Genomic DNA, 18,672 nt, shown 5'->3' on the forward strand with positions numbered 1-18,672 from the left:
TCGAGCGCGCCCATGACGAATACTCTTGCCTTATGCCAGCCACCTCAGCCGCACCTGTGACCATCGCTCCCGAACAGGCGACCTGGTTCGCGGAGACGTTCTCGATCCTCACCGGCAACATCGAGCAGGCGATCCTCGGCAAGCGACATGTGGTCGAGCTGGTGCTCGCCGCCGCCGTCAGCGGAGGACACGTGCTCCTGGAGGACTTCCCCGGCACCGGTAAGACGGCGCTCGCGCGCGCGGTCGGCCAGACCGTGAACGGCACGAGTACCCGCATCCAGTTCACCCCCGACCTCCTCCCCGGCGACGTGACGGGCATCACCGTCTACGACCAGAAGGAAGGTGCCTTCGAGTTCCACGCGGGTCCCGTGTTCGCGAACATCGTGCTCGCGGACGAGATCAACCGCGCGAGCCCGAAGACCCAGTCCGCGCTGCTCGAGGTCATGGAGGAGGGCACGGTCACCGTCGACGGCGTGACCCGACCCGTCGGCGCGCCGTTCCTCGTGATGGCGACGCAGAACCCGATCGAGCAGGGCGGCACGTACCGCCTGCCCGAGGCGCAGCTCGACCGGTTCATGATCAAGACCTCGATCGGCTACCCCGACGAGGCCGCGACCATGCGCATCCTGCAGGGGGCGGGCCGACCGAAGCAGGTGCTGGACGGCATCGTCGGCACCGACACCATCCTGACGATGGGGGAGATGTCGCGCGGCGTGTACGTCAACCCGCTCGTCTCCGACTACATCATGCGCATCGTCGATGCGACCCGTCGCGCATCCGAGGTGCGTCTGGGCGCCAGCGTCCGTGGTGCGCTCGCGCTCTCCCGCCTGGTCATGACGTGGGCCGCGAAGAACGGTCGCACGTTCGCGACGCCGGACGACGTGCGCGAGCTCGCCGTGGTGGCGCTCGCTCACCGTCTCGTGCTCGAGCCCGAGGCCGAGTTCGACGGCGTGACGGCCGTGGCCGTCATCGGACAGATTCTTCTCGACGTCGAGCCGCCGCGCGAGAACGGCACTGCGTGAGCTTCAGTACCGAATCCCGCGTCACCCGCACCGCGGCACGCACGAGCACGTCGACCCGCACGAGCACCGTCACACGGTACGACACGACACGTCGCGGCCCCGTGCGCGGAGCGGTGTTCGGTGTGCGCCGTGCAGCCCGCAACACCGGACGCGCGGCCAGAGCAGCCGTGGCGTGGGTGCGCGAGACGGTCACCGCGGCGGGGATGCTGGTGGCTGTCGCCCTGGTGCTCGGCGTCGTGGCAGGGCTGCTCTTCGGGTGGGTCGAGGCCTGGGCCGTGGCAGCGATCGCCCTGGTGCTGCTGCTCGCCTGCATCCCCTTCATCCTGGGCGCCCACGACTACCGGATCGACCTCGCCCTCGATCGCGATCGCGTCGTCGCGGGAGCGGAGATCGGCGCCACCCTCGACGTGCGCAACAACGGTGCCCGCCTCTCGCTGCCCGGGATCGTCGACGTGCCGGTGGGGGAGGGGCTCGTCGAGGCCCACGTCCCGCTGTTGCGTCCGGGCGCCCACCACCGCGAACAGCTCACGATCGCCGCGCACCGCCGCGGCGTCATCGACGTCGGGCCCATGACGATCACCCGGGGCGACCCGATCGGCATCCTCCGGCGCGAGCTGCGCTGGCCCGACGTGCAGCGCATCCACGTGCATCCGGTGACCGTGCGCCTTCCGAGCACCAGCGCCGGGCTGATCCGCGACCTCGAAGGCACGCCGAGCACCACGCTCGTCGATGCCGACCTCTCCTTCCACGCCGTGCGCGAGTACGTCGTCGGCGACTCCCAGCGGCACGTGCACTGGAAGTCCACCGCCAAGACCGGCACGCTCATGGTTCGCCAGTACGAGGAATCGCGGCACGCGCGCATCGCCATCATCCTCGACCTCGACGCCGAGTCCTACGAGAGCGACGACGAGTTCGAGAACACCGTCAGCGCTGCGGCTTCCCTCGCGCTGCAGGGCGTGCGCGACGGTCGCGATGTGCTGTTCTCCGTGAGCAACGAGATCCCGGAGCAGAGCCGCTCCGAAGTGCTCTCGATCCGCACCCTGCCGACCGTGACGCCCAAGGCTCTGCTCGACGCCACCTCGACGATCGATCCCGCGGATCGCGTCATGCGGCTCGAAGCCGTCGCCGCCCTCACCGCGCAGTCGTATCCTGACCTGTCGATCGGCTTCCTGCTGACCGGCTCGCGGATGCCGCTCGAAAGGCTCCGTCACGCCGCGGTGAAGCTCCCGGCGGCTGTCGAAGCCGTCGCGGTGCGCAGCGAACTCGGCGAGCAGCCGACGATGCGCACGGCGCGAGAGCTCGCGGTGATGACGCTGGGCGCACTCGGCGACCTCCCGCAGATGCTCGCGCGGGGAGCTCTCCGATGAGTGCGGCGGGACAGAAGCGCGGTATCGCACGGTCGCGCCGCACTGTCGTCCCGTCGGCGCTGACGCTCTGGTCGCTGGGATACGTGGTGGTCGGCGTGCTGCTCGCGACCGCCGCTGCCTGGCCCGTGTACGAATCGCCCCGCGCGCTGGTGGTCGGATTCGTCGGCGGCATCCTCGGCATCGCCGTCGCCGTGGCGGCACGTGCTCTGCGCTGGGGCACGCTCATCGCCGTGCTCGTCGCGGTCGGCGTATACCTGGTGGTCTCGGTGCCCCTCGCCATCCCGTCGGCGCTTTCCTCCGCCCCCGCGTTCCTCGGCGGTCTCCGCGATGCCGTGCTCGGAGTGGTCGTCGGCTGGAAGCAGATGCTGACGCTGAATCCGCCGTTGGGCGAGTACCAGGCCGTCCTCATCCCCTTCCTTGTCGTGATGCTGTTCGGCTCATTCCTCGCCGCCCTCCTCGTGCTCGAATCCGGGCGACGCGCCACGATCGCCGTGCCCGTCGTGGCGGCGATGAGCATCTTCGGCATCGCCTTCGGCATCAGCGGCACCTCGTCGGCGGTCACCGTGATGGGGGTGAATCTTCCCGCCCCGCGCGAATGGCTGATCGGTGTCGCGCTCTTCGTGTCCTCCGTGGTCTGGCTCGTCGGTCGCGCACGGCTGCAGCGCGCGGAAGCCCTGCGTGCCGTGGCCGCGGCGAACATCTCGCGCCGCGCGACTCCGGCGTGGCTGACCGTGCGTCGCCACCTGCTCTCCGCCGCACTCGCCGTGGTCGCGCTCATCGCCGGCTTCGCGATCGCCCCGGCGGCGGCAGGCTGGTCCGACCGCTCCGTGCTCCGCGACGAGATCGAGCCCATGATCGTCGTGCAGCAGCAGCCCAGTCCGCTCAGCTCCTATCGTTCCTGGTTCGCCGGCGACAGGCTCGACGAGACCGTTCTGCAGCTCGAGGGCGACACCGGTGCTCTCGACCGCATCCGTCTGGTCACCCTCGATTCCTACGACGGCGAGGACTTCCACATCGCTGCGGACGATCGCTTCAGCCGTCTGCCCCGCACCGCTCTCCCCGCGACGGGCCGGGTGACGCTCGGGGTGACGATCGGCGAGGCGTACCGAGGCATCTGGGTCCCGTCCCCCGCCGGTCTCGCCGAGGCGCCCGACTTCTCCGGCCCGCGTGCGGATGACCTCGCCGACGGGTTCCATGTGAACGCCGGCGGCGACACCGCGATCACGGTGGCCGAAGCGCCCAGCGGCGGGGAAGGGCTCGTGCCCGGCGATCGTTATACGGTGCTCCTCGACGCTCCGGGGAAGCCGTCCGACGTGACCGCGCTCCAGGGCGGGGCATCGAACCTCGACACGGATCTCTACCCGGCGCTCGTCGAATGGGCCGAGATGCAGGAGCAGCCCCGCACCGGAGCCGGATACCTCGAGCTCATCGATCGCCTCCGCGACCGCGGATATCTCAGCCATGCGCTGCTCGACGACGATGCTGCTGCGGGCTGGATCTCATCGCTGAAGGAAGCGGAGGGCTATGCCTTCGCTCCGAGCTACGCCGGTCACTCGGCCGCCCGCATCGAGGAGCTGTTCACCGATCTGATCGAGCAGGAGCGACGGGCGGGAGCGGATGCCGCGCCCGAGCTGCTCGTGTCGGCTGTCGGAGACGACGAGCAGTTCTCCGTGGCGGCCGCGCTCCTCGCCGAGCACTGGGGCCTCGAGTCGCGCGTTGTGCTCGGCGCGCGACTCGCCTCCGCAGAAGAGGTGCCGGGGATTCCCGCGTGCGGGGAGACGTGCACCGGGGCCAACATGACCGCCTGGGTGGAAGTGCGCAGCTCGGGCGACAGGTGGACTGCCGTCGACACGACACCCCAGTACGCGATGCTGCCGAGTTCCATCACCGAGGGTGAACAGCTTCCCGAGCACCCGACCGTGCCCGAGCAGCCGCGCTCCGAGGCTCTGGATCCTCCCCAGGCGCAGAGCGACTCGAACAACGATGCGCCGCCGCTCGAGGAGCCGCAGTCCGAGGTGCTGGCGATCCTGCTGCCGATCCTCTCCGCCGTCGGCCTCAGTCTCCTCGCACTGGTGCTGCTCGCCCTCCCGTTCCTGGTGCTCCTGCTCTCGAAGCGGCAGCGCGCCCACGTGCGTCGCACCGCCGCGGACCCGGAGGTGCGCCTCGCCGGCGCTTGGGAGGAGCTCGCCGACGTGTATGCCGACCACGGGGTGGCCATGGAACCGCAGGGGACTCGTGCCCAGCGTGCGCAGTCGACCGACCGGCAGGCGGCCGAGCGGCTGGCCGTGCTCGTCGATCGCGCCGTCTTCGCCGAGCATCCGCCCACGGATGACGACGCGACCGCCGCGTGGAAGATCGTCGATGCCGAACGGACGGAACTCTCGCACACCGGAAAGTGGTGGCACCGGCTGATCATGCGCGTGCGACCCACATCCTTCATCGTGAGGGCGAGGCCTGTCGGCGGGGACCGTTTCTTCGGTGCCGGGCCCGTGCTCGGTACGCTCGGACTGACCGGTTCGCTCGGCGACCGGAAGAAGGGGGACTCATGACCGCGCCCGCAGACAGCGGCCTCGCCACGGTGCTCGTCATCCTCGGCGGTCTCGGACTGCTCATCGGCATCGCCGTGTACGTCTGGTACGCGTTCGCCCTGTCACGCCTGTTCCCGCGCATCGACGGCGAGGGCTGGAAGGGGTGGGTCCCCGTTCTCAACGAGGCCGAGATCCTGGCGCGAGGAGGCGTCCCCGCCTGGTCGGTGGTGTTCTACTTCATCCCTCTGGTGCAGCTCTACGGTCTCTACCTGAAGATCGTCGCCACCCACCGCATCAACAAGCGCTTCGGCCGCGGTGCCGGCATGACCGTGCTCGCGATCCTGCTGCCACCGGTGTGGGCGACCGTGCTCGCCTGGGGAGCGGCGCCGTATCCGGAGGGCGACCGCCTGGCGGCCCTCCAGCCCGGTCCGCGTCGCAGCGCACCTCCCACTGCCGCCCCCGCTCGGGATGCCTCGGGTTACACGATCCCCTCCCTGGCGCCATCCGGTAACGGCTCGGCGGATGCGCCGGCGCTCGTCTTCCCCGATTACGCACCACCGTCCCGACCGGTCGGGACCGAAGCCGCAGCGGTGGTACCGACCGGCCAGCCCGCGCCTGCGCCGTCTGCCTGGGGAGCGCCGCCGCAGCCGCCGCAGCAGCAGTTCGTTTCGCCGCCACCGGTCGCGGATCCTCCCGCTCGGTCGTTCGCGCCCCCGCCCGTGCAGTCGCCGGCACCGCAGCCCGTCGTATCTCAGCCCGTCGCGGTGCAGCCGCCCGCACCGCAGCCGTCAGTCGCGTTCGAGCAGGCAGCCCCGATCGCGCAGCCGGACTCTGCACCGCTCCCGTCCGCGCCGGAGGAGGCGCATCCGCCGACGGGGATCATGGCCGCCATGGGTGGCGTCTCTGCGGAGCCCCATGTCTCGCAGCCTGCCGCTCCCGAAGCGCAGCCCGCTGCTTCCGAAGCTCCGGTTTCTGTTCCCGAAGTCCAGGCCCCGCAGCCCACGGCACCCCCGCTGTTCATCGAGGTCCCCTCCGCCCATCCGTCGACGTCGGTGTTCGAGCCGGTCCCACGACCTGTACCGCCGACCGGCGTCGAGCCGGTCGCTCCCGAGGTATATGCCCCCGAAGCGCCTGTCGAGCCGCCGCAGCGCGTCGTGCGCTCGGTTCCTCCGTCGTTCCGGGAGGAGGGAACCCCGGAGGCCGAGCCGCAGGCGCCGACGATCCGCCCGGCTCCCGACGTATCCGTCGCCCCTTCGCCCGTTGTCCCTTCGCCCGCAGCCGAACCCGTGGCGTCGATGCTCGCTCCCGAGCAGCCGATCACCCCGGTCGCCTCTGTCGCCCCCGCAGCGCCCGCTGCACCGTTCGCGCCGGCCGCCCCGTTCGCACCCGCGACGCCGTTCGTTCCGGCGGCACCGCCCGCCGCTGCGCCCGGCGGGCTGAACCCCGAGGTCGACGAGACGGTCGTCACGCCGCGTCCGACGGATGACGATCTCGACGCCACCGTCGTCGTCGCCCGCAAGCGCGGCGTACGACGCGTGCTCGTGCTGGACGACGGCCGGCGATTCTCCCTCTCGGGCGCGAGCGTCGTGATCGGGCGCAACCCGGTCGGCGATCCGGGCGAGCAGCGTCTGGCGATCTCCGACACCACCCGCACGCTCTCCAAGACGCATGCCCGTCTGGTCGTGCAGGAGGACGAGTGGCGCCTCACAGACCTGCACGCCACGAACGGTGTCGTGGTGGTCGCCGATGACGGCGCGGAGATGCTCCTCGACCCGGGCGAGAGCGTCATCGGCACGGGGCGCTTCATCCTGGGCGAGGTCGGCATGCATGTCGTCGCGGAGCGCGATTCGTGACGGTCTCCTCGGTCGTCCTCAACGTCGCGTCGCTGACCGACACTGGACTCAAGCGCACGGCGAATGAAGACTCGGTGCTGGATGCATCGCCGGTCTTCCTCGTGGCCGACGGCATGGGTGGGCACGAGGCGGGCGACAGAGCGAGCGCGGCCGTCGTCGCGGCGTTCGAGCCGCTGCGGGGGCGGGCGGTGGAGATCGACGACGTTCGTGATGCGCTGAGCCGTGCGGCGGCCGTGGTCGAAGACATCGCGGCCGAGCACAGACGAGGCGCCGGCAGCACGGTCACGGGCGTCGCGCTGCTGGAACATGAGGGGACGCCGCACTGGCTCGTCTTCAATGTGGGCGACTCCCGGGTCTATCGGCATCACGGCAACGAGTTGACCCAACTGACGATCGACCACTCCCTCGGGCAGGAACTCGTCGACGCGGGTGAGCTGCGCGCGGAGGACCTCGCGTCGTTCTCGCAGCGCAACGTGATCACGCGTGCCATCGGCGCGCCCGACAGCACCGCGGACAGCTGGCTGCTGCCTGTCGTCGACGGCGAGCGTCTGCTGCTCTGCTCCGACGGTCTGAGCGGGGAGGTCAGCGACGAGGCCATCCGAGCGACACTGACGATGACCGGACGGCCCGAGACCGCCGCCGCGGCGCTGGTCCGGAGGGCGCTCCAGGCGGGAGGACGCGACAACGTCTCGGTAATCGTGATCGACGTGGTCTCCGGCGGTGCCCGCACGCGTCCCGACGACAGCACGGGCGGGCGGATCGCGGCATCCGCCCTCACCGATTCGATGCTCGAGGGCACGACGATTCCGGTGCGGGCGCGATGACCGACGATGAGACCGAGGAGACGATCATCCTCACTCGCCGCGACCGGCGGCGTGCCGGCACGATCTCGGATGCCGCGGAGGCGGAGTCGCCCGAGGACGCGGACGAGGCCACGATCGTGGTGAATCGCGCGAAGACCGCGCCGGAAGACGTGTCGGATGCCGCGCCCGCGCCCGCACCGTCGCCCGACAGCTCCGACAGCTCCGACAGCTCCGACAGCTCCGACGGCTCCGGAGCGCCGGAACCGTCGGAAGACGTCGAAGCGCTCGAAGAAGAGGGCGAGGCGGATCCACTCGACGAGGCCACCGTCGTGGTCGACCGCTCGGCGGAGCCGAAGACGGACGCCGCCGACGAGTCCACGGTCGTGGTCTCCCGACCGGCCCGTCGTCTGCGGCGCAAGCGCGTCGCCGATGCGGGGAGCGATCCCTCGTCGTCGCACGAGACGACCGCTGCCCGGCGCGTCGAGTCGTTCGCAGCGCCCACCGACGGCCCGGCTCCGGCGGTCTACAAGCCCCGCCCGGCCCCGCTCGTCCCCGTCGCTCCGCCGGTCGTGGTCGGGGCCGCTGCACCCACCCGCGTCGAGGAGCCGGAGCTTCCGTCCGTCGCGAAGCAGGGACAGCGTTGGAGTCTCCTCACGCTCGTCGCCGCTGCCGGTGCGTGCGTCGTGTCGGTCGCCGGTCTCGTGGCACTCGGGTTCGTCGTCTTCGGCTGACCGGTGTTCGACACAACTGACCGCTGTGTCCCGACCGGCTCCGATTGCGGGCCGCCGCCGTCACGCATGGTTGGGCCGTGGCGTATGGTGGAGCAGAGTCCTTGAGGGGGGACTGTCGATGAGCGACGAGACGGAGCGGTTCTCCGAGCGGTACGATGAGGGCGTTGTCCCCGATTCCTGCATCGAGCCCAACAGCAGTGTCACCTGGTCATCGACCATGGTGTCGCGATGAATGCGGTGACGCCCGTGGGCGACGTCGTGGCAAGGCCTCGGGTCGCCACGGTTCTCCTGATTGTCTTCGGCGCCATCGCGGCGATCGTGGCGGTCGCCTCGATCGCCAACGCGGCCGACGATGGCCCGCTGCTCGGGTGTGGTGTGCTCGCGGCGATCATCGCCGTCTATGCGTTCGCGTTCGCGGGCTATGGTCACCGGTTCAGCCGGACAACGTCGCAGAAGGCGCCGTCGGTGCGCCTGCTGACCTGGTTCGCCATGATGGGATCCCTGCTCTGCGTGCTAGGCGTCCTGGTGATGTTCTTCGTCAGCGTTTCGCTGAGCAGCCAAGGAACAGTCGTGGCGTTGATCCTTCTGTTGGTCACGTTCGTCGTGTCGATCGCCAGCGCCCGTGTACTGCGTGCCCACGTTCTCGGGGCCAAGGCCAAGGCCGAGGTCAGGGTCACCGGCGACTGACTCTCCGGCCCATCGGCGTCAGAGTCTCGACGGTCGGTCGAACCGACCGGCCTGGGCTCCGCGTCGCCCCGCGGCGCCGATCGTGAGCTCTCAGCGCCGACGCTCTCCGACGGGGCGCTGTGCGTCGAGGGGTCCTGAGAGTGAGCGCGCCTTCCAGTTCAGGATCAGGAGAGTCTCCAGCGCGACGGAAAGGATCACGGCGTACAGCACAAGCCCGATCCACCCGTCGCGACCGGCGGCGGTCATCGCCGAGAAGATCATGGCGAAGATGACGATCAGCCCGGCGAGGGCGATGAGCCGATCGACGGCGGCGCTGCCCTCTGTGTGACCACCGCGTCGGGCGAGGGCGAAAGACCGAACAGCCGCGACAGCGAAGGCGACCGTGAGGAGGAGGTTGCTCGGCAGGGAGACCATGCCGGCCGCCGCGGTCTGCTTCCACAGATCGAGGGTCACCAGCACTCCGATGGCGCTGAACACCGCGAGGACGATCGCGACGACTCCGCGAACGCGGGCAGAACGGCGCACGCCGTCAGGTGTGGAAGAGGGGGCAGCGGTCATTCGATTTCTCCCAGCCGCGGCTTAGGAAGCATCAGCTCGTCGTGAACTTCGGCCACCCGGTGGCCTTGCCCGCGACGCCGGCGAACTGACTCTTCGCGGAATCGATGGCGTTGTCGAGCTGGACATTCGCGCTGGCGATCTGGATCAGCGCGGCAGCGAGCGCACCGACCATGGCGACGATTCCGGCCGGCGCGGCGATAAGGGTGGCCAGGGCGGCGATACCGGAGATGATTCCGGCGACCAAGGTGCCCATTGTCGTCCACATCAGGGTGGTGAACGTGTCGAGGCCGCCCGCCAGCTTCTCCAGCCCGCCAGCGACAGGGTTGGCGATACCCGACTCGAAGTCGGAGAGCGTCGTGCGCTGCGCAGCAGTCGTCTGCTCATAGCGCTCGGCGCCCTTGCCACCCCACTCCTCGTCGGTCCGCAGAACCGACGGGTCGATCTGGTCCTTCGCATTGGAGAGCGGTGTCGCGAGGTCTGAACGCCACGTGCCGGCGAGGGAGCGGATCTGCTCGCGGTAGCCTGGGCGACGATACGGATCGGAGATGACTTCCCAGAACTCGCCGAGCCGCTCCATCAGCCAGTTCCAGGCATCGCGTAGACGATCAGCCGCCCATTGCAGCCAGTCCCACACGTCGGAGAGCAGGTTGTTGACCTTCGTCCGCGCCTCTTCGATGCGCTGTTCGATATCTTCGACGAGCTGGCCCCAGTCGGGTGTTCCGGAACCACTCACAGGAATGGACATTGACGCCTCCAGACGGTGCGGTTCTCCCGCGCCTTCATCCGATCATCGTTCACAGTTGTACTTCCCACATGCCGTTGAGGCTGCTGACGGTCTCATCTTCTTGGGCGATGAAGAGGTCTCGAACATCCCGGAGCACCTGAGCGCCGTCGGCGGCGGCCGACGATCCGGCGGACAGATACGACGTCACTGCCGCGAGGATCTCGCTGTACTGGGCGTACAACTCATCGCCCTTCCAGCAGAAAGCGGCATCGGAGGAGTGCATTGAGTTGGTGGCGGAGGAAGCGGTGGACAGGCGCGAGGACACACCGTCCCAGACCGCCGCGTCGCTGCCGAGGGCCTCGGAAGCGACTCTGATCTCTTCTGGTGAGAGCATCGTCTCAGCTTCCTCTCGTGAGCATTCGGATCAGCTCGACGGGATCCGCGATTCCCTCTGCGTACTCGGCGAGCGGGGTTCCCTCGAAGGGTACGGACGGTGTTGCGGCGGTCACCGATTCCCGTGCTTTCGACATCGAGGCGCGGATCGTGTCGGTCACTTCCCCGCCGTCGGCGCTGCGGAGCCATTCGGGATCGAACTCAAGGCCGACCAACACTCCTCTGCTGTCCAGATCGATCTTGACATTGCTCTGCGCGTCTTCGCCTCTGTGCACCTGGTTCGCGCGTTCAGTGAGCGCCGCGAGGGTCGAGTCCAGCTGGGTCGAGAACGTGTCGATGAATCGATTGACGTTCCTGTGGAACACGTCGCCGTCAGCTGAGGCGACGAGGTCAGAGATCTCGTTCGCGCTGATCGCCGGAGAGGGTATCGGCAGCGAAGGCGCGCTCGGGGCATCATCGGTGAAGCTCTTCCCCCAGGCTTCGAGGCGGGAGAGGAGCACGGTGTTCACCGTCTCCAGGATCACGCCCGAAAGGTCCTCGGGGCGGATCGACGCACGCCAGAAACTGCCGATGGAGATGTCGATGGAGTCTGCGTCGATTCGTACGGACACCTGTCCGCTCGGATCTTCGGCCGGCTCTGACCCCGCTTGCGCGATGGCTTCGCTCATCTGCGCAACCTTCTGAGTCAACTGCTCGTGGAGCTCGTAGATCGCTTCGTTGTCGTAGGCCAACATCCCCCCCGGGCTCACCGTCTTCGACGTTCTTTTCACCGTACACGATCGATGAACAGCGCTCCAGCCGGATTTCTACATTCGAGCGACGAAGGAGGAGTCGGTACCTTGGCCGTGCTCCTGCGGCTCTAAGATGCCGGCTCCGGCCGTTCGAGGAGTCCACCAGAGCGCTCCGATGCCGCGGGATCCTCCGCGGGGACATCCTTGCGTCGCCGCAGCACGATGAGGATGCCGAGCACGCCGAGCAGGCTTGCCCCGCCGATCGCTGCGAACAGCGTGGCCTCGCGGGTGAGGGCGAACGGCGACGCACCGTGGTCGGGGTCGACGGTCGCCACGGGCGGGCGCACCGCGCTGTCGGCCGTGTCGAAGAAGGGGCTGACGGGCCCTCGGGTGGTGGCGTCGGGCAGGAGCTGGATGGCGGCGGAGGGCTGGATGAATCCCCACCCGTTCACGTCGTCGCGGTTGTCGGCATCTGCGCGGAGGGCGGTCGCGGTGAGGCGGTAGGCCCAGCCGGCGGGAGGGTCTTCCGGGTGCGCTTCGGCGACCAGCGCAGCGGCGGCGCTCACATATCCGGTCGCGAAGCTCGACGCCGGGGCGTCGGAGGCGAAGAGGCAGTCGCCGCCACCGGTCGCGGACGTGAGCACGTTGCTTCCAGGAGCCGTGACGCCGACCTGCGGACCGTGGATCGAGGCGTCCGTGGCGAAGCCGTTCGCGTCGGCGGCACTGACCCCGAGCACCTGCTCGTAGGCGGCGGGGTAGCGGGGTCCGTCTTCGGCCTCGGTGTCGGATGCTCTGTTGCCCCCGCTCGCCACGACCAGTGCTCCGACCGCCGCGGCGTGCTCCACGGCGGCGCGGAGGTCGTCGGAGTTCGATGCCTGTGACATCGAGACGTTGATGATGTCGGCACCGTTGTCGGCAGCCCAGTGGATGCCGTCGGCGATGCGCTGAGAGGTGGGGCCGAACCCCTTGTCGACATCCTGCGGCGAATCGCTGCGGAAGACCCGCACCGACAGCAGGCGGGCGTCGGGGGCGAGCCCGACCACGCCGGACCCGGCGACCGGCTGCCCGGCGATCTGGCCGGCGATGGCCGTTCCGTGTCCGGCGATGTCGCTCATCCCGTCACCGCGTTCGCCGTCGCCGACGAGGTCGATGCCACCGACGACCACTCCTGCGAGGTGAGGGTTGCCGGCATCGATCCCTGAATCGACGACCGCGACGACGACGCCCGCACCGGTGGCGAGGCGGTTCGCGTCTTCGGCGCCGAGCGCGGCGAGTGCGGCAGGAGCCTCGGGTGTGAACACGACGTTTCCGGGCTCGCAGGCACCGGTCGCCGCCGAGACGATGGAGGCGGGAGCGGAGGTCGATGCCAGAGCGGAGGCGGGGGCGCCGAACACGGCTGCGCCCAGAACGAGGGTCGCGAGGGCGGCGCGTCGACGCATCACTTCGTCCCGGATCCGGGCGATTCTCTCGCGGCCTCGGTGGTCAGGGCCGGTCCCGCGGCGAAGAACTCGATCCACGCGTTCGAGACACGTCCGATGTCGGCGGGGGAGTAGCCGAGCTGGGCGATGGCGTCGCTCGCGGCCTCCTCGGCATCCGGCTCGACGACCGCTCCGGGGATCGCGTACGCGGTGCCCGACTCGTCGACCAGCACAGCCATGCCGACGGCATCGTCTGACGCGCCGCGCACCTGTACGAGGGCGCCGCCGCCGACGGCGACGTCGACGCGGCTGCGCTCTTCCGGCAGCTCGGAGGATGTCGAGCCGAGCACCGTGCGAGCGTCGTCGCCGAGGACGGCGCAGGGGGTCTCTCCCGACGCGAGAGTCTTCAGCGGCTGGGTCGGCCAGTCGTCGCCACCCGCGTTCGGAACGGTCGGCACGTTGGCGACCTCGGCGGGAGAGACCTCTTCTTCCGTGCCGGCTTCCGCTCCGCTGCCGAGCAGGTACAGCTGGTAGGCGAGCGGGCTGAGACGCGCGAGCTCCCCTGTGGCGAGGGCCACGTAGCGCTCGTCGGCCGGGCTGCCCTGCACGTGCACGATCGTGCCGGCGGTCAGGTCGGTGCCGGGAACGGAGGCGCCGACGGCGTTGAGACGGATCGGCTCGAGGTCGGCACCGGCGTCGAAGAGGTTCAGCCAGCGGCCGTCGACCTCATACACCTCGCTGGTGCCGAGACCCACTGCGCGCAGCACGGCGTTCGCGTCGTCGGCGGGCACGGCGTGACGGAGACCGTCGGCGATCACGAAGATCTCGTCTCCGCGCTGCACCACAGTGCCCGTGCCGTTCGAGACGTCGGCGATCGGGTCGTTCGACAGCGACACGGCCGTCCCGGCGGAGTCGTCGACGCACGCGGTCCACGACGAGTTGATGAGAGCACTCGGCGCGGGCAGATCGTCGGGGGCGCCGAGGATGCCGATCGAGCTTCCGACGGGGATGCCGTCGAGTGCCGACTGGTCGGTGCGCACGACCTTGAACTCGCCCGCCGGGATCAGCAGGTGGGCGCTGGCGGTGTTGATCACCGGATACAGGGTGCCCTCGACCGAGACGTAGCGCGCCCCGGTGTCGGTGGCGATGATCAGACGGTTGTTCTGCCAGTCGCCGGGAAGGCCGGGCTGCATGATGCCCCAGAACACTCCGACCAGGATGACGCCGACGGTGAGGGCGACACCGGCGACCACGGCACGCAGCGGCTTCGCCGGGTCGAGTTCCTTGCCTCCGGGGGCTCCGCCGGTGAAGGCGGAGAGGAGCCGTCGTCTGCTGAAGCCCTGGGCTTCGATCAGATCTTTCTTGGTCGCCATCGGTCAGACGAGCCCCGCCGTGATGACGCCAAGGGGCAGCAGCAGCGCGAGAGCGATGATCTCGACCGTGTCGCCCAGACGCGTGAGCCGCAGACGCGCCTTGGGCGTGAGCAGGGTGAGTCCGACCAGGATCACGGTCGCCACGACCAGGATGAGCAGCATCCAGGTGCGCACATCCGGCAGGGCGAGGGCGACGGTCACACCGGTCGCGGCCAGGCCGATCGCCCCGATCGCCATCAGCACGAGCACACCGAGGCGGGCGTGGATCTGGCGCGACTGGAACATCATCCCGACGAAGGCGAGCACGCACAGCACGGCGCCGAACACCCCGCTGGCCGCGACGAGCGGTGTCGCGATCAGTGCGGCGAGCCCCAGCGCGGCGCGCAGCGCGATCAGCGTGCGGGTGCCCGCGGCGGCGCGGCGCTTGACCTCGTCGGCGTCGATCGGCACGGGCGCGGCGAACATCTCGGCATCGCTCTGCGGCGAGATCACCCGGATGCGGGTGGAGCTGAGTGCGAGCCACGGGATGCCGTTCGCGAGCAGGGCTGTGGTCGCGAGCATGATGGCGTAGGGCGCGAGTGGGTCGCCGAACACGGCGGCGGCCGTGGCCGTGATCCCGATCGACGCGCCGAGCGCGATGGGGACGAGGTGGATCTCGGGCTTGTCCTGAGTGACGGCGAGTCCGAGTCCGCCGACGATGACGAGGCCGAGGCCCATGGCAGCGAGGGGCCAGCCCCAGATGCTCTGCGTGGGCACGGCGAGGTAGCCGGCGAGTCCGCCGTAGGCCGCAGCGGTCAGCCCGAGTGCGTGTCCGGCTTCGGGCTGGTGCAGGCGCATGAGGACGGCGGCGGCGACGCTGAGCACCACGGCACCGGAACCGGCGATGATCGCGGGAATCAGCGAGGTCGGGGGTGTGGCTACGAGGAGCAGTGCACAGAGGGAGAGGAACGTGAGGCTGACGAAGAGCGCGGTACGCGAGCTGTCGGCGGGCGTCCACGAGCCGTGCTGCTCGGCCGTGGCGTCGATGACGGCTTCGACGACGTCGTCATAGATGCGGGGCTCGTGCATGAGTCCGCCGCGCACCAGGGTCAGCAGCTCGCCGTCATGCACGCCCTGGGCGGCAGCACCACGAGCAGGGTCGAGGGCGGTGCCGTCGGCGCGCTGCAGCGCGTATCCGCCGTGGGTGAGCGTCGGGTCGAGCACGCCGAGACTGCGGGCGAATCCCGGGATGATCTCGACGAGCGGAACCTGCGACGGTACGCCGACATCGAGCCGTCGGTCGTCGCTGACGACGGAAAGCCGCAGCACGGTACCTGCCGCTGCGCTGCTCTGAGTCATGGAACGATGCCCCCTCCATGGTGTGCAGCCGGACGGAGGAGACCCGGTGGCTGCGCATTCCGCCTTTCACCCTAGTTGAGGTGCACGACAGCACGCAGCCGCGGAGAGGATCGATTTCTCCATCGAAGTCACGAATCTCGACGCGGATCCGCACGGGGGGAGGACTGCATCCCGCCTCGTTTCACTCGCGAGAGATCCACATCTCCGGCCGCAGGCGGTGGCAGCATTCTGGCGGTTCGCGGCGATCTGGCTTAGCCTGCATGCTGAAACAGATTCGTGGGGGGTTGTTTCGAAGACGTTCCGTCCGGGACGTGCTCCCTGCATGTGTGTCCGCACGCGGACCGGAGGGAGCGGATCATGGTCGAGGCGCCGGGATGGCGGAACGAGGCCCTGCGAGGCGTGGCCTCTTCACGGGACGAGAGCTGATGGCGCGCGCGTCGAGTCTGCTCGCGGCGGCGCTGGGGGCCGTGGTGGTGGGGTTGGTTGGCGTTCTGCCGTCGGCGGCTGTTGCCGGCACGGCTGAGTCGGGGCTGTGGTGGTTCGACCGGGGCAACATTCAGGCTGCGCATGATGCGGGTTTCGATGGGGACGGGGTGACCGTCGCGGTGATCGATAGTCAGATCAATCCCGACGCGGTCGGTCTCCGTGGGGCCGATGTGAAGGTCGTGGAGCCGTCGTATTGCTTTGATGCGGGTGGCCAGCCGTATCCGGCGACGTCGACCGATTATGTCGCGGCGTCTCATGGGACGAATGTCGCGTCGATGATCGTGGGCACGGGTGATGCTCCGGCGGGCGGGGTGCCGATCAAGGGTGTGGCGCCGGGTGTGGAGCTGCTCTATTACAACTCCGGTGGTGTGCTGGATGGCGTCGAGAGTGAAAACAGTGTGTGGGGTGGCGACGCGGAGTGCCTTCTCGAGAACGGCAAGAGCGTTGATGACGCGGGGCAGGATGGGCTCGGTCGTGCAATCTCCGACGCGGTGGATGCAGGTGCCGACATCATCTCGATCTCGTCCGGTGGGGGCGTTGACAGCGTTGCCCAAATTGCGAAGGCGCACGCGGCAGGCGTAATCGTCGTCGCTGCCATGTCGAATGACAGCGGCTCTGCGGGGTTCCCGGCAGCGATGAATGGTGTCGTCGCAGTGCAGGCTTTCGGCGAGGACGGGAACATCCAGATCGGCGACTCGGGAAAGCCGAACCTGAGTGACGACGTTGATATCGCGGGACCGGGCCTTAACGTTCTGTTGCAGGGCTCTGCGGCTTCTTGGGATGAGCAGCTCTTGGGATCGGGCACGTCGTATGCGGCACCTATCGTTGCCGGCATGCTTGCTGTGGTCAAGCAGAAGTACCCGGACGCGACCGGGCGTCAACTGGTCCAGAGCCTCATCCACAACACCGGCACAAAGGGCGAGCACGAGCCGGTGTGGGATCGAAGCGGTGGCTACGGTGCAGCTTCGTTGACCGGGATGTTGGCGGTGGACCCGACGAAGTACCCAGATGTGAATCCGTTGTTCGATTCGGAGGATCCGCAAGCGTTTCCGAACTTGGACGACGTCGAACGGGCGGCTGCAGCCCTCGACACCTCCGCGCAGCCCTCGCCCCCGACATCCGATGTGAGGCCACCGCCATCGGGCATTGCGCCTTTGTCGCCCTGGCTAATCGGCGGCGGGATCGTCCTTGTGCTGATGGTCATCGGCGGCATCATCCTCGCCATCGTCCTCGCGAGACGCTCACGACGGTGAGGCGGCGGATGGCGGCGGCCTTCTTCGCTACGGCGCTGATGGCGCTGAACCTTACCGGGTGCGCTCCCGGCGCTACGGCCGGGCTCACCGTGACTTATGCGGTGGACGGCGAAGAGCGGACACTGACGCTCACGCCCGACCAGATCACCTGCGATGCGGACAGTGTGCACGGGCTGGCGATCTCGAATGATCCGCAAGGGCGATTCTCTATTCGGCTCGACGGCGACCATCGCGGCTCCGTCGGTGCCGGAAGTGATGAGGGTCTGGTGCTCTTCGAAGCGGCCGAACTCGATCTCTCGGGATCAGACGCCGTGCTCACCATCGGAAGTCCAAGGGTGAGGTGTCCGTCGTCGAGGGATGGGAGCCCGGTGACGATGTGAACGTCACGGCCGATGATGCCGAGCGGCATCCCGCGGCGCTGTCGGGATCGATCACCTGTGAAGCTGCCGTCACCGTGCCGACTACCGAACCCTGAGGGTTGCGGGCGGCTGCATCCGTCAACGAGAGCGTGGGGTCCGCATCCGGCGACACCGCACACACCACAGCACTCGCTCGGCCCTATTTCTCCATCGAAGGCACAAATATCGGTGCGGATCCGTCTTCGCTTGTGGTGATTGGCTGCGATCTGATCTACCCTGGCTCCTGAAACAGATTCGTGGGGGGTTGTTTCGAAGTCGTCCCAGATCAGGGATGCGCTCCCCCGCACGTGTGTCCTTAGTGGACCGGAGGGAGTGAGTTATGGCTGATGTCATCTCCGCAGAAGAAGGGGCTCTGCGTCGCGGAGCCCAGGCGGTGCGGGAGACCAAGACCGGGATCGACCAGCAGACCAAGAAGGTCCGCAGTGAGATCGAGCAGCTGCGTGGATTCTGGACGGGTGCGGCTGCCGCATCGTTCACCACGCTGATGTCGCGTTGGGACGAGCAGGCTCGTCAGCTCAACGAGGTTCTCGTGACGCTCGAAGATGCCCTCGCAGGCACCGAGCGTGACCAGGCCGCGACCGAAGAAGCGCACCAGCAGACCATCTCGGGCCTCGGCTCGATGATGGGTTCCTGAGCGTAGACCACAGAGATTTCAAGGAGAACATGATGCAGTCAATGTCAGTTCGCCCGGAGCAGGTCAACGCTCTGGCAGCGCAGATCCGCAGCGGGTCGCAGGGTATTCGTTCCGAGCTCGACCGTCTCGAGTCCGAGGTCGGCAAGCTGCGGGCTTCCTGGGACGGTGCCGCACAGCAGGCATACGACCAGGCGCAGGCCAAGTGGAACCGTTCGCTGAGTGAGATGCAGCAGCTGCTCACGCAGATCGCGGGCAAGACCGAGGAGATCTCGGGCCAGTACGTGCAGACCGACAAGTCGGCTGCCGGGCGGTTCGGGGCCTGACCCGTGGCGCGGGTCCGACGCAGAGATGCGT

Annotated in this window: 18 protein-coding genes; 11 read left to right on the plus strand and 7 right to left on the minus strand. The window is 68.8% G+C overall.

Features of this window, described 5'->3' with window-relative positions; genetic code table 11:
- Nucleotides 1-56: 56 nt before the first annotated feature.
- The 7 genes from D514_RS36710 to D514_RS36735 all read left to right on the plus strand — a co-directional run bounded on the left by D514_RS36710 (nucleotide 57) and on the right by D514_RS36735 (nucleotide 8,991).
- A complete protein-coding gene (locus tag D514_RS36710) occupies nucleotides 57-1,022 on the plus strand; it encodes a MoxR family ATPase (protein WP_031206447.1) in 966 nt (321 codons plus the stop codon).
- Nucleotides 1,019-2,389 (plus strand): DUF58 domain-containing protein, encoded by a 1,371-nt coding sequence (locus tag D514_RS36715; RefSeq protein WP_017831408.1) that lies wholly within the window; start codon nucleotides 1,019-1,021, stop codon nucleotides 2,387-2,389. The genes D514_RS36710 and D514_RS36715 overlap by 4 nt, the downstream gene beginning before the upstream one ends.
- Nucleotides 2,386-4,938 (plus strand): transglutaminase domain-containing protein, encoded by a 2,553-nt coding sequence (locus D514_RS0119800; RefSeq protein ID WP_051056634.1) that lies wholly within the window; start codon nucleotides 2,386-2,388, stop codon nucleotides 4,936-4,938. The genes D514_RS36715 and D514_RS0119800 overlap by 4 nt, the downstream gene beginning before the upstream one ends.
- Complete coding sequence (locus D514_RS39440; protein WP_031206449.1) at nucleotides 4,935-6,770, plus strand: DUF5684 domain-containing protein; 1,836 nt, start codon at nucleotides 4,935-4,937, stop codon at nucleotides 6,768-6,770. The genes D514_RS0119800 and D514_RS39440 overlap by 4 nt, the downstream gene beginning before the upstream one ends.
- Complete coding sequence (locus D514_RS36725) at nucleotides 6,767-7,594, plus strand: PP2C family serine/threonine-protein phosphatase (RefSeq protein ID WP_017831409.1); 828 nt, start codon at nucleotides 6,767-6,769, stop codon at nucleotides 7,592-7,594. Before D514_RS39440 ends, D514_RS36725 begins: the two co-directional genes overlap by 4 nt.
- Nucleotides 7,591-8,304, plus strand: coding sequence for a hypothetical protein (locus D514_RS36730; RefSeq protein ID WP_031206451.1), 714 nt, complete (start codon nucleotides 7,591-7,593; stop codon nucleotides 8,302-8,304). Before D514_RS36725 ends, D514_RS36730 begins: the two co-directional genes overlap by 4 nt.
- Before the next feature lie 228 nt (nucleotides 8,305-8,532).
- The gene (locus tag D514_RS36735) at nucleotides 8,533-8,991 is read left to right on the plus strand and encodes a hypothetical protein (RefSeq protein WP_144053102.1); all 459 of its coding nucleotides are present in this window, start codon (nucleotides 8,533-8,535) and stop codon (nucleotides 8,989-8,991) included.
- A gap of 90 nt (nucleotides 8,992-9,081) precedes the next feature.
- Here D514_RS36735 and D514_RS36740 read toward each other — a convergent pair whose 3' ends face one another.
- The 7 genes from D514_RS36740 to eccD form a co-directional block, all read right to left on the minus strand.
- Nucleotides 9,082-9,549, minus strand: coding sequence for a hypothetical protein (locus D514_RS36740; RefSeq protein ID WP_144053103.1), 468 nt, complete (start codon nucleotides 9,547-9,549; stop codon nucleotides 9,082-9,084).
- Nucleotides 9,550-9,580: 31 nt separating this feature from the next.
- Nucleotides 9,581-10,294, minus strand: a complete 714-nt coding sequence (locus tag D514_RS36745) for a hypothetical protein (RefSeq protein WP_017831413.1) — start codon at nucleotides 10,292-10,294, stop codon at nucleotides 9,581-9,583.
- Between the two features lie 49 nt (nucleotides 10,295-10,343).
- The gene (locus D514_RS36750) at nucleotides 10,344-10,667 is read right to left on the minus strand and encodes a hypothetical protein (RefSeq protein WP_017831414.1); all 324 of its coding nucleotides are present in this window, start codon (nucleotides 10,665-10,667) and stop codon (nucleotides 10,344-10,346) included.
- Nucleotides 10,668-10,671: 4 nt separating this feature from the next.
- Nucleotides 10,672-11,334 (minus strand): hypothetical protein, encoded by a 663-nt coding sequence (locus D514_RS36755; protein ID WP_144053104.1) that lies wholly within the window; start codon nucleotides 11,332-11,334, stop codon nucleotides 10,672-10,674.
- Between the two features lie 191 nt (nucleotides 11,335-11,525).
- Complete coding sequence (locus D514_RS0119810; protein WP_051056635.1) at nucleotides 11,526-12,836, minus strand: S8 family serine peptidase; 1,311 nt, start codon at nucleotides 12,834-12,836, stop codon at nucleotides 11,526-11,528.
- Nucleotides 12,836-14,188, minus strand: a complete 1,353-nt coding sequence (eccB, locus tag D514_RS36760) for a type VII secretion protein EccB (protein ID WP_031206453.1) — start codon at nucleotides 14,186-14,188, stop codon at nucleotides 12,836-12,838. The genes D514_RS0119810 and eccB overlap by 1 nt, the downstream gene beginning before the upstream one ends.
- A 3-nt stretch (nucleotides 14,189-14,191) precedes the next feature.
- A complete protein-coding gene (gene eccD, locus D514_RS36765; protein ID WP_017831416.1) occupies nucleotides 14,192-15,526 on the minus strand; it encodes a type VII secretion integral membrane protein EccD in 1,335 nt (444 codons plus the stop codon).
- A 425-nt stretch (nucleotides 15,527-15,951) separates the two neighbouring features.
- On the opposite strand from eccD, the gene D514_RS36770 reads away from it, so the two are divergent.
- The 4 genes from D514_RS36770 (at nucleotide 15,952) to D514_RS36785 (ending at nucleotide 18,641) form a co-directional block, all read left to right on the plus strand.
- Nucleotides 15,952-17,265: a S8 family serine peptidase gene (locus D514_RS36770; RefSeq protein ID WP_017831417.1), complete on the plus strand. Its 1,314-nt coding sequence runs from the start codon at nucleotides 15,952-15,954 to the stop codon at nucleotides 17,263-17,265.
- An 8-nt stretch (nucleotides 17,266-17,273) separates the two neighbouring features.
- Nucleotides 17,274-17,645 carry a hypothetical protein gene (locus D514_RS36775; RefSeq protein WP_017831418.1) on the plus strand — a complete coding sequence of 124 codons (372 nt, stop codon included), beginning with the start codon at nucleotides 17,274-17,276 and terminating at the stop codon, nucleotides 17,643-17,645.
- Between the two features lie 358 nt (nucleotides 17,646-18,003).
- Nucleotides 18,004-18,318 (plus strand): WXG100 family type VII secretion target, encoded by a 315-nt coding sequence (locus tag D514_RS36780; protein WP_017831420.1) that lies wholly within the window; start codon nucleotides 18,004-18,006, stop codon nucleotides 18,316-18,318.
- 32 nt (nucleotides 18,319-18,350) lie between these two features.
- Nucleotides 18,351-18,641, plus strand: coding sequence for a WXG100 family type VII secretion target (locus D514_RS36785; RefSeq protein WP_176697137.1), 291 nt, complete (start codon nucleotides 18,351-18,353; stop codon nucleotides 18,639-18,641).
- The last annotated feature ends 31 nt before the right edge of the window (nucleotides 18,642-18,672 follow it).

This window comes from Microbacterium sp. UCD-TDU (assembly GCF_000340625.1).
Classification (GTDB): Bacteria; Actinomycetota; Actinomycetes; order Actinomycetales; family Microbacteriaceae; genus Microbacterium; species Microbacterium maritypicum.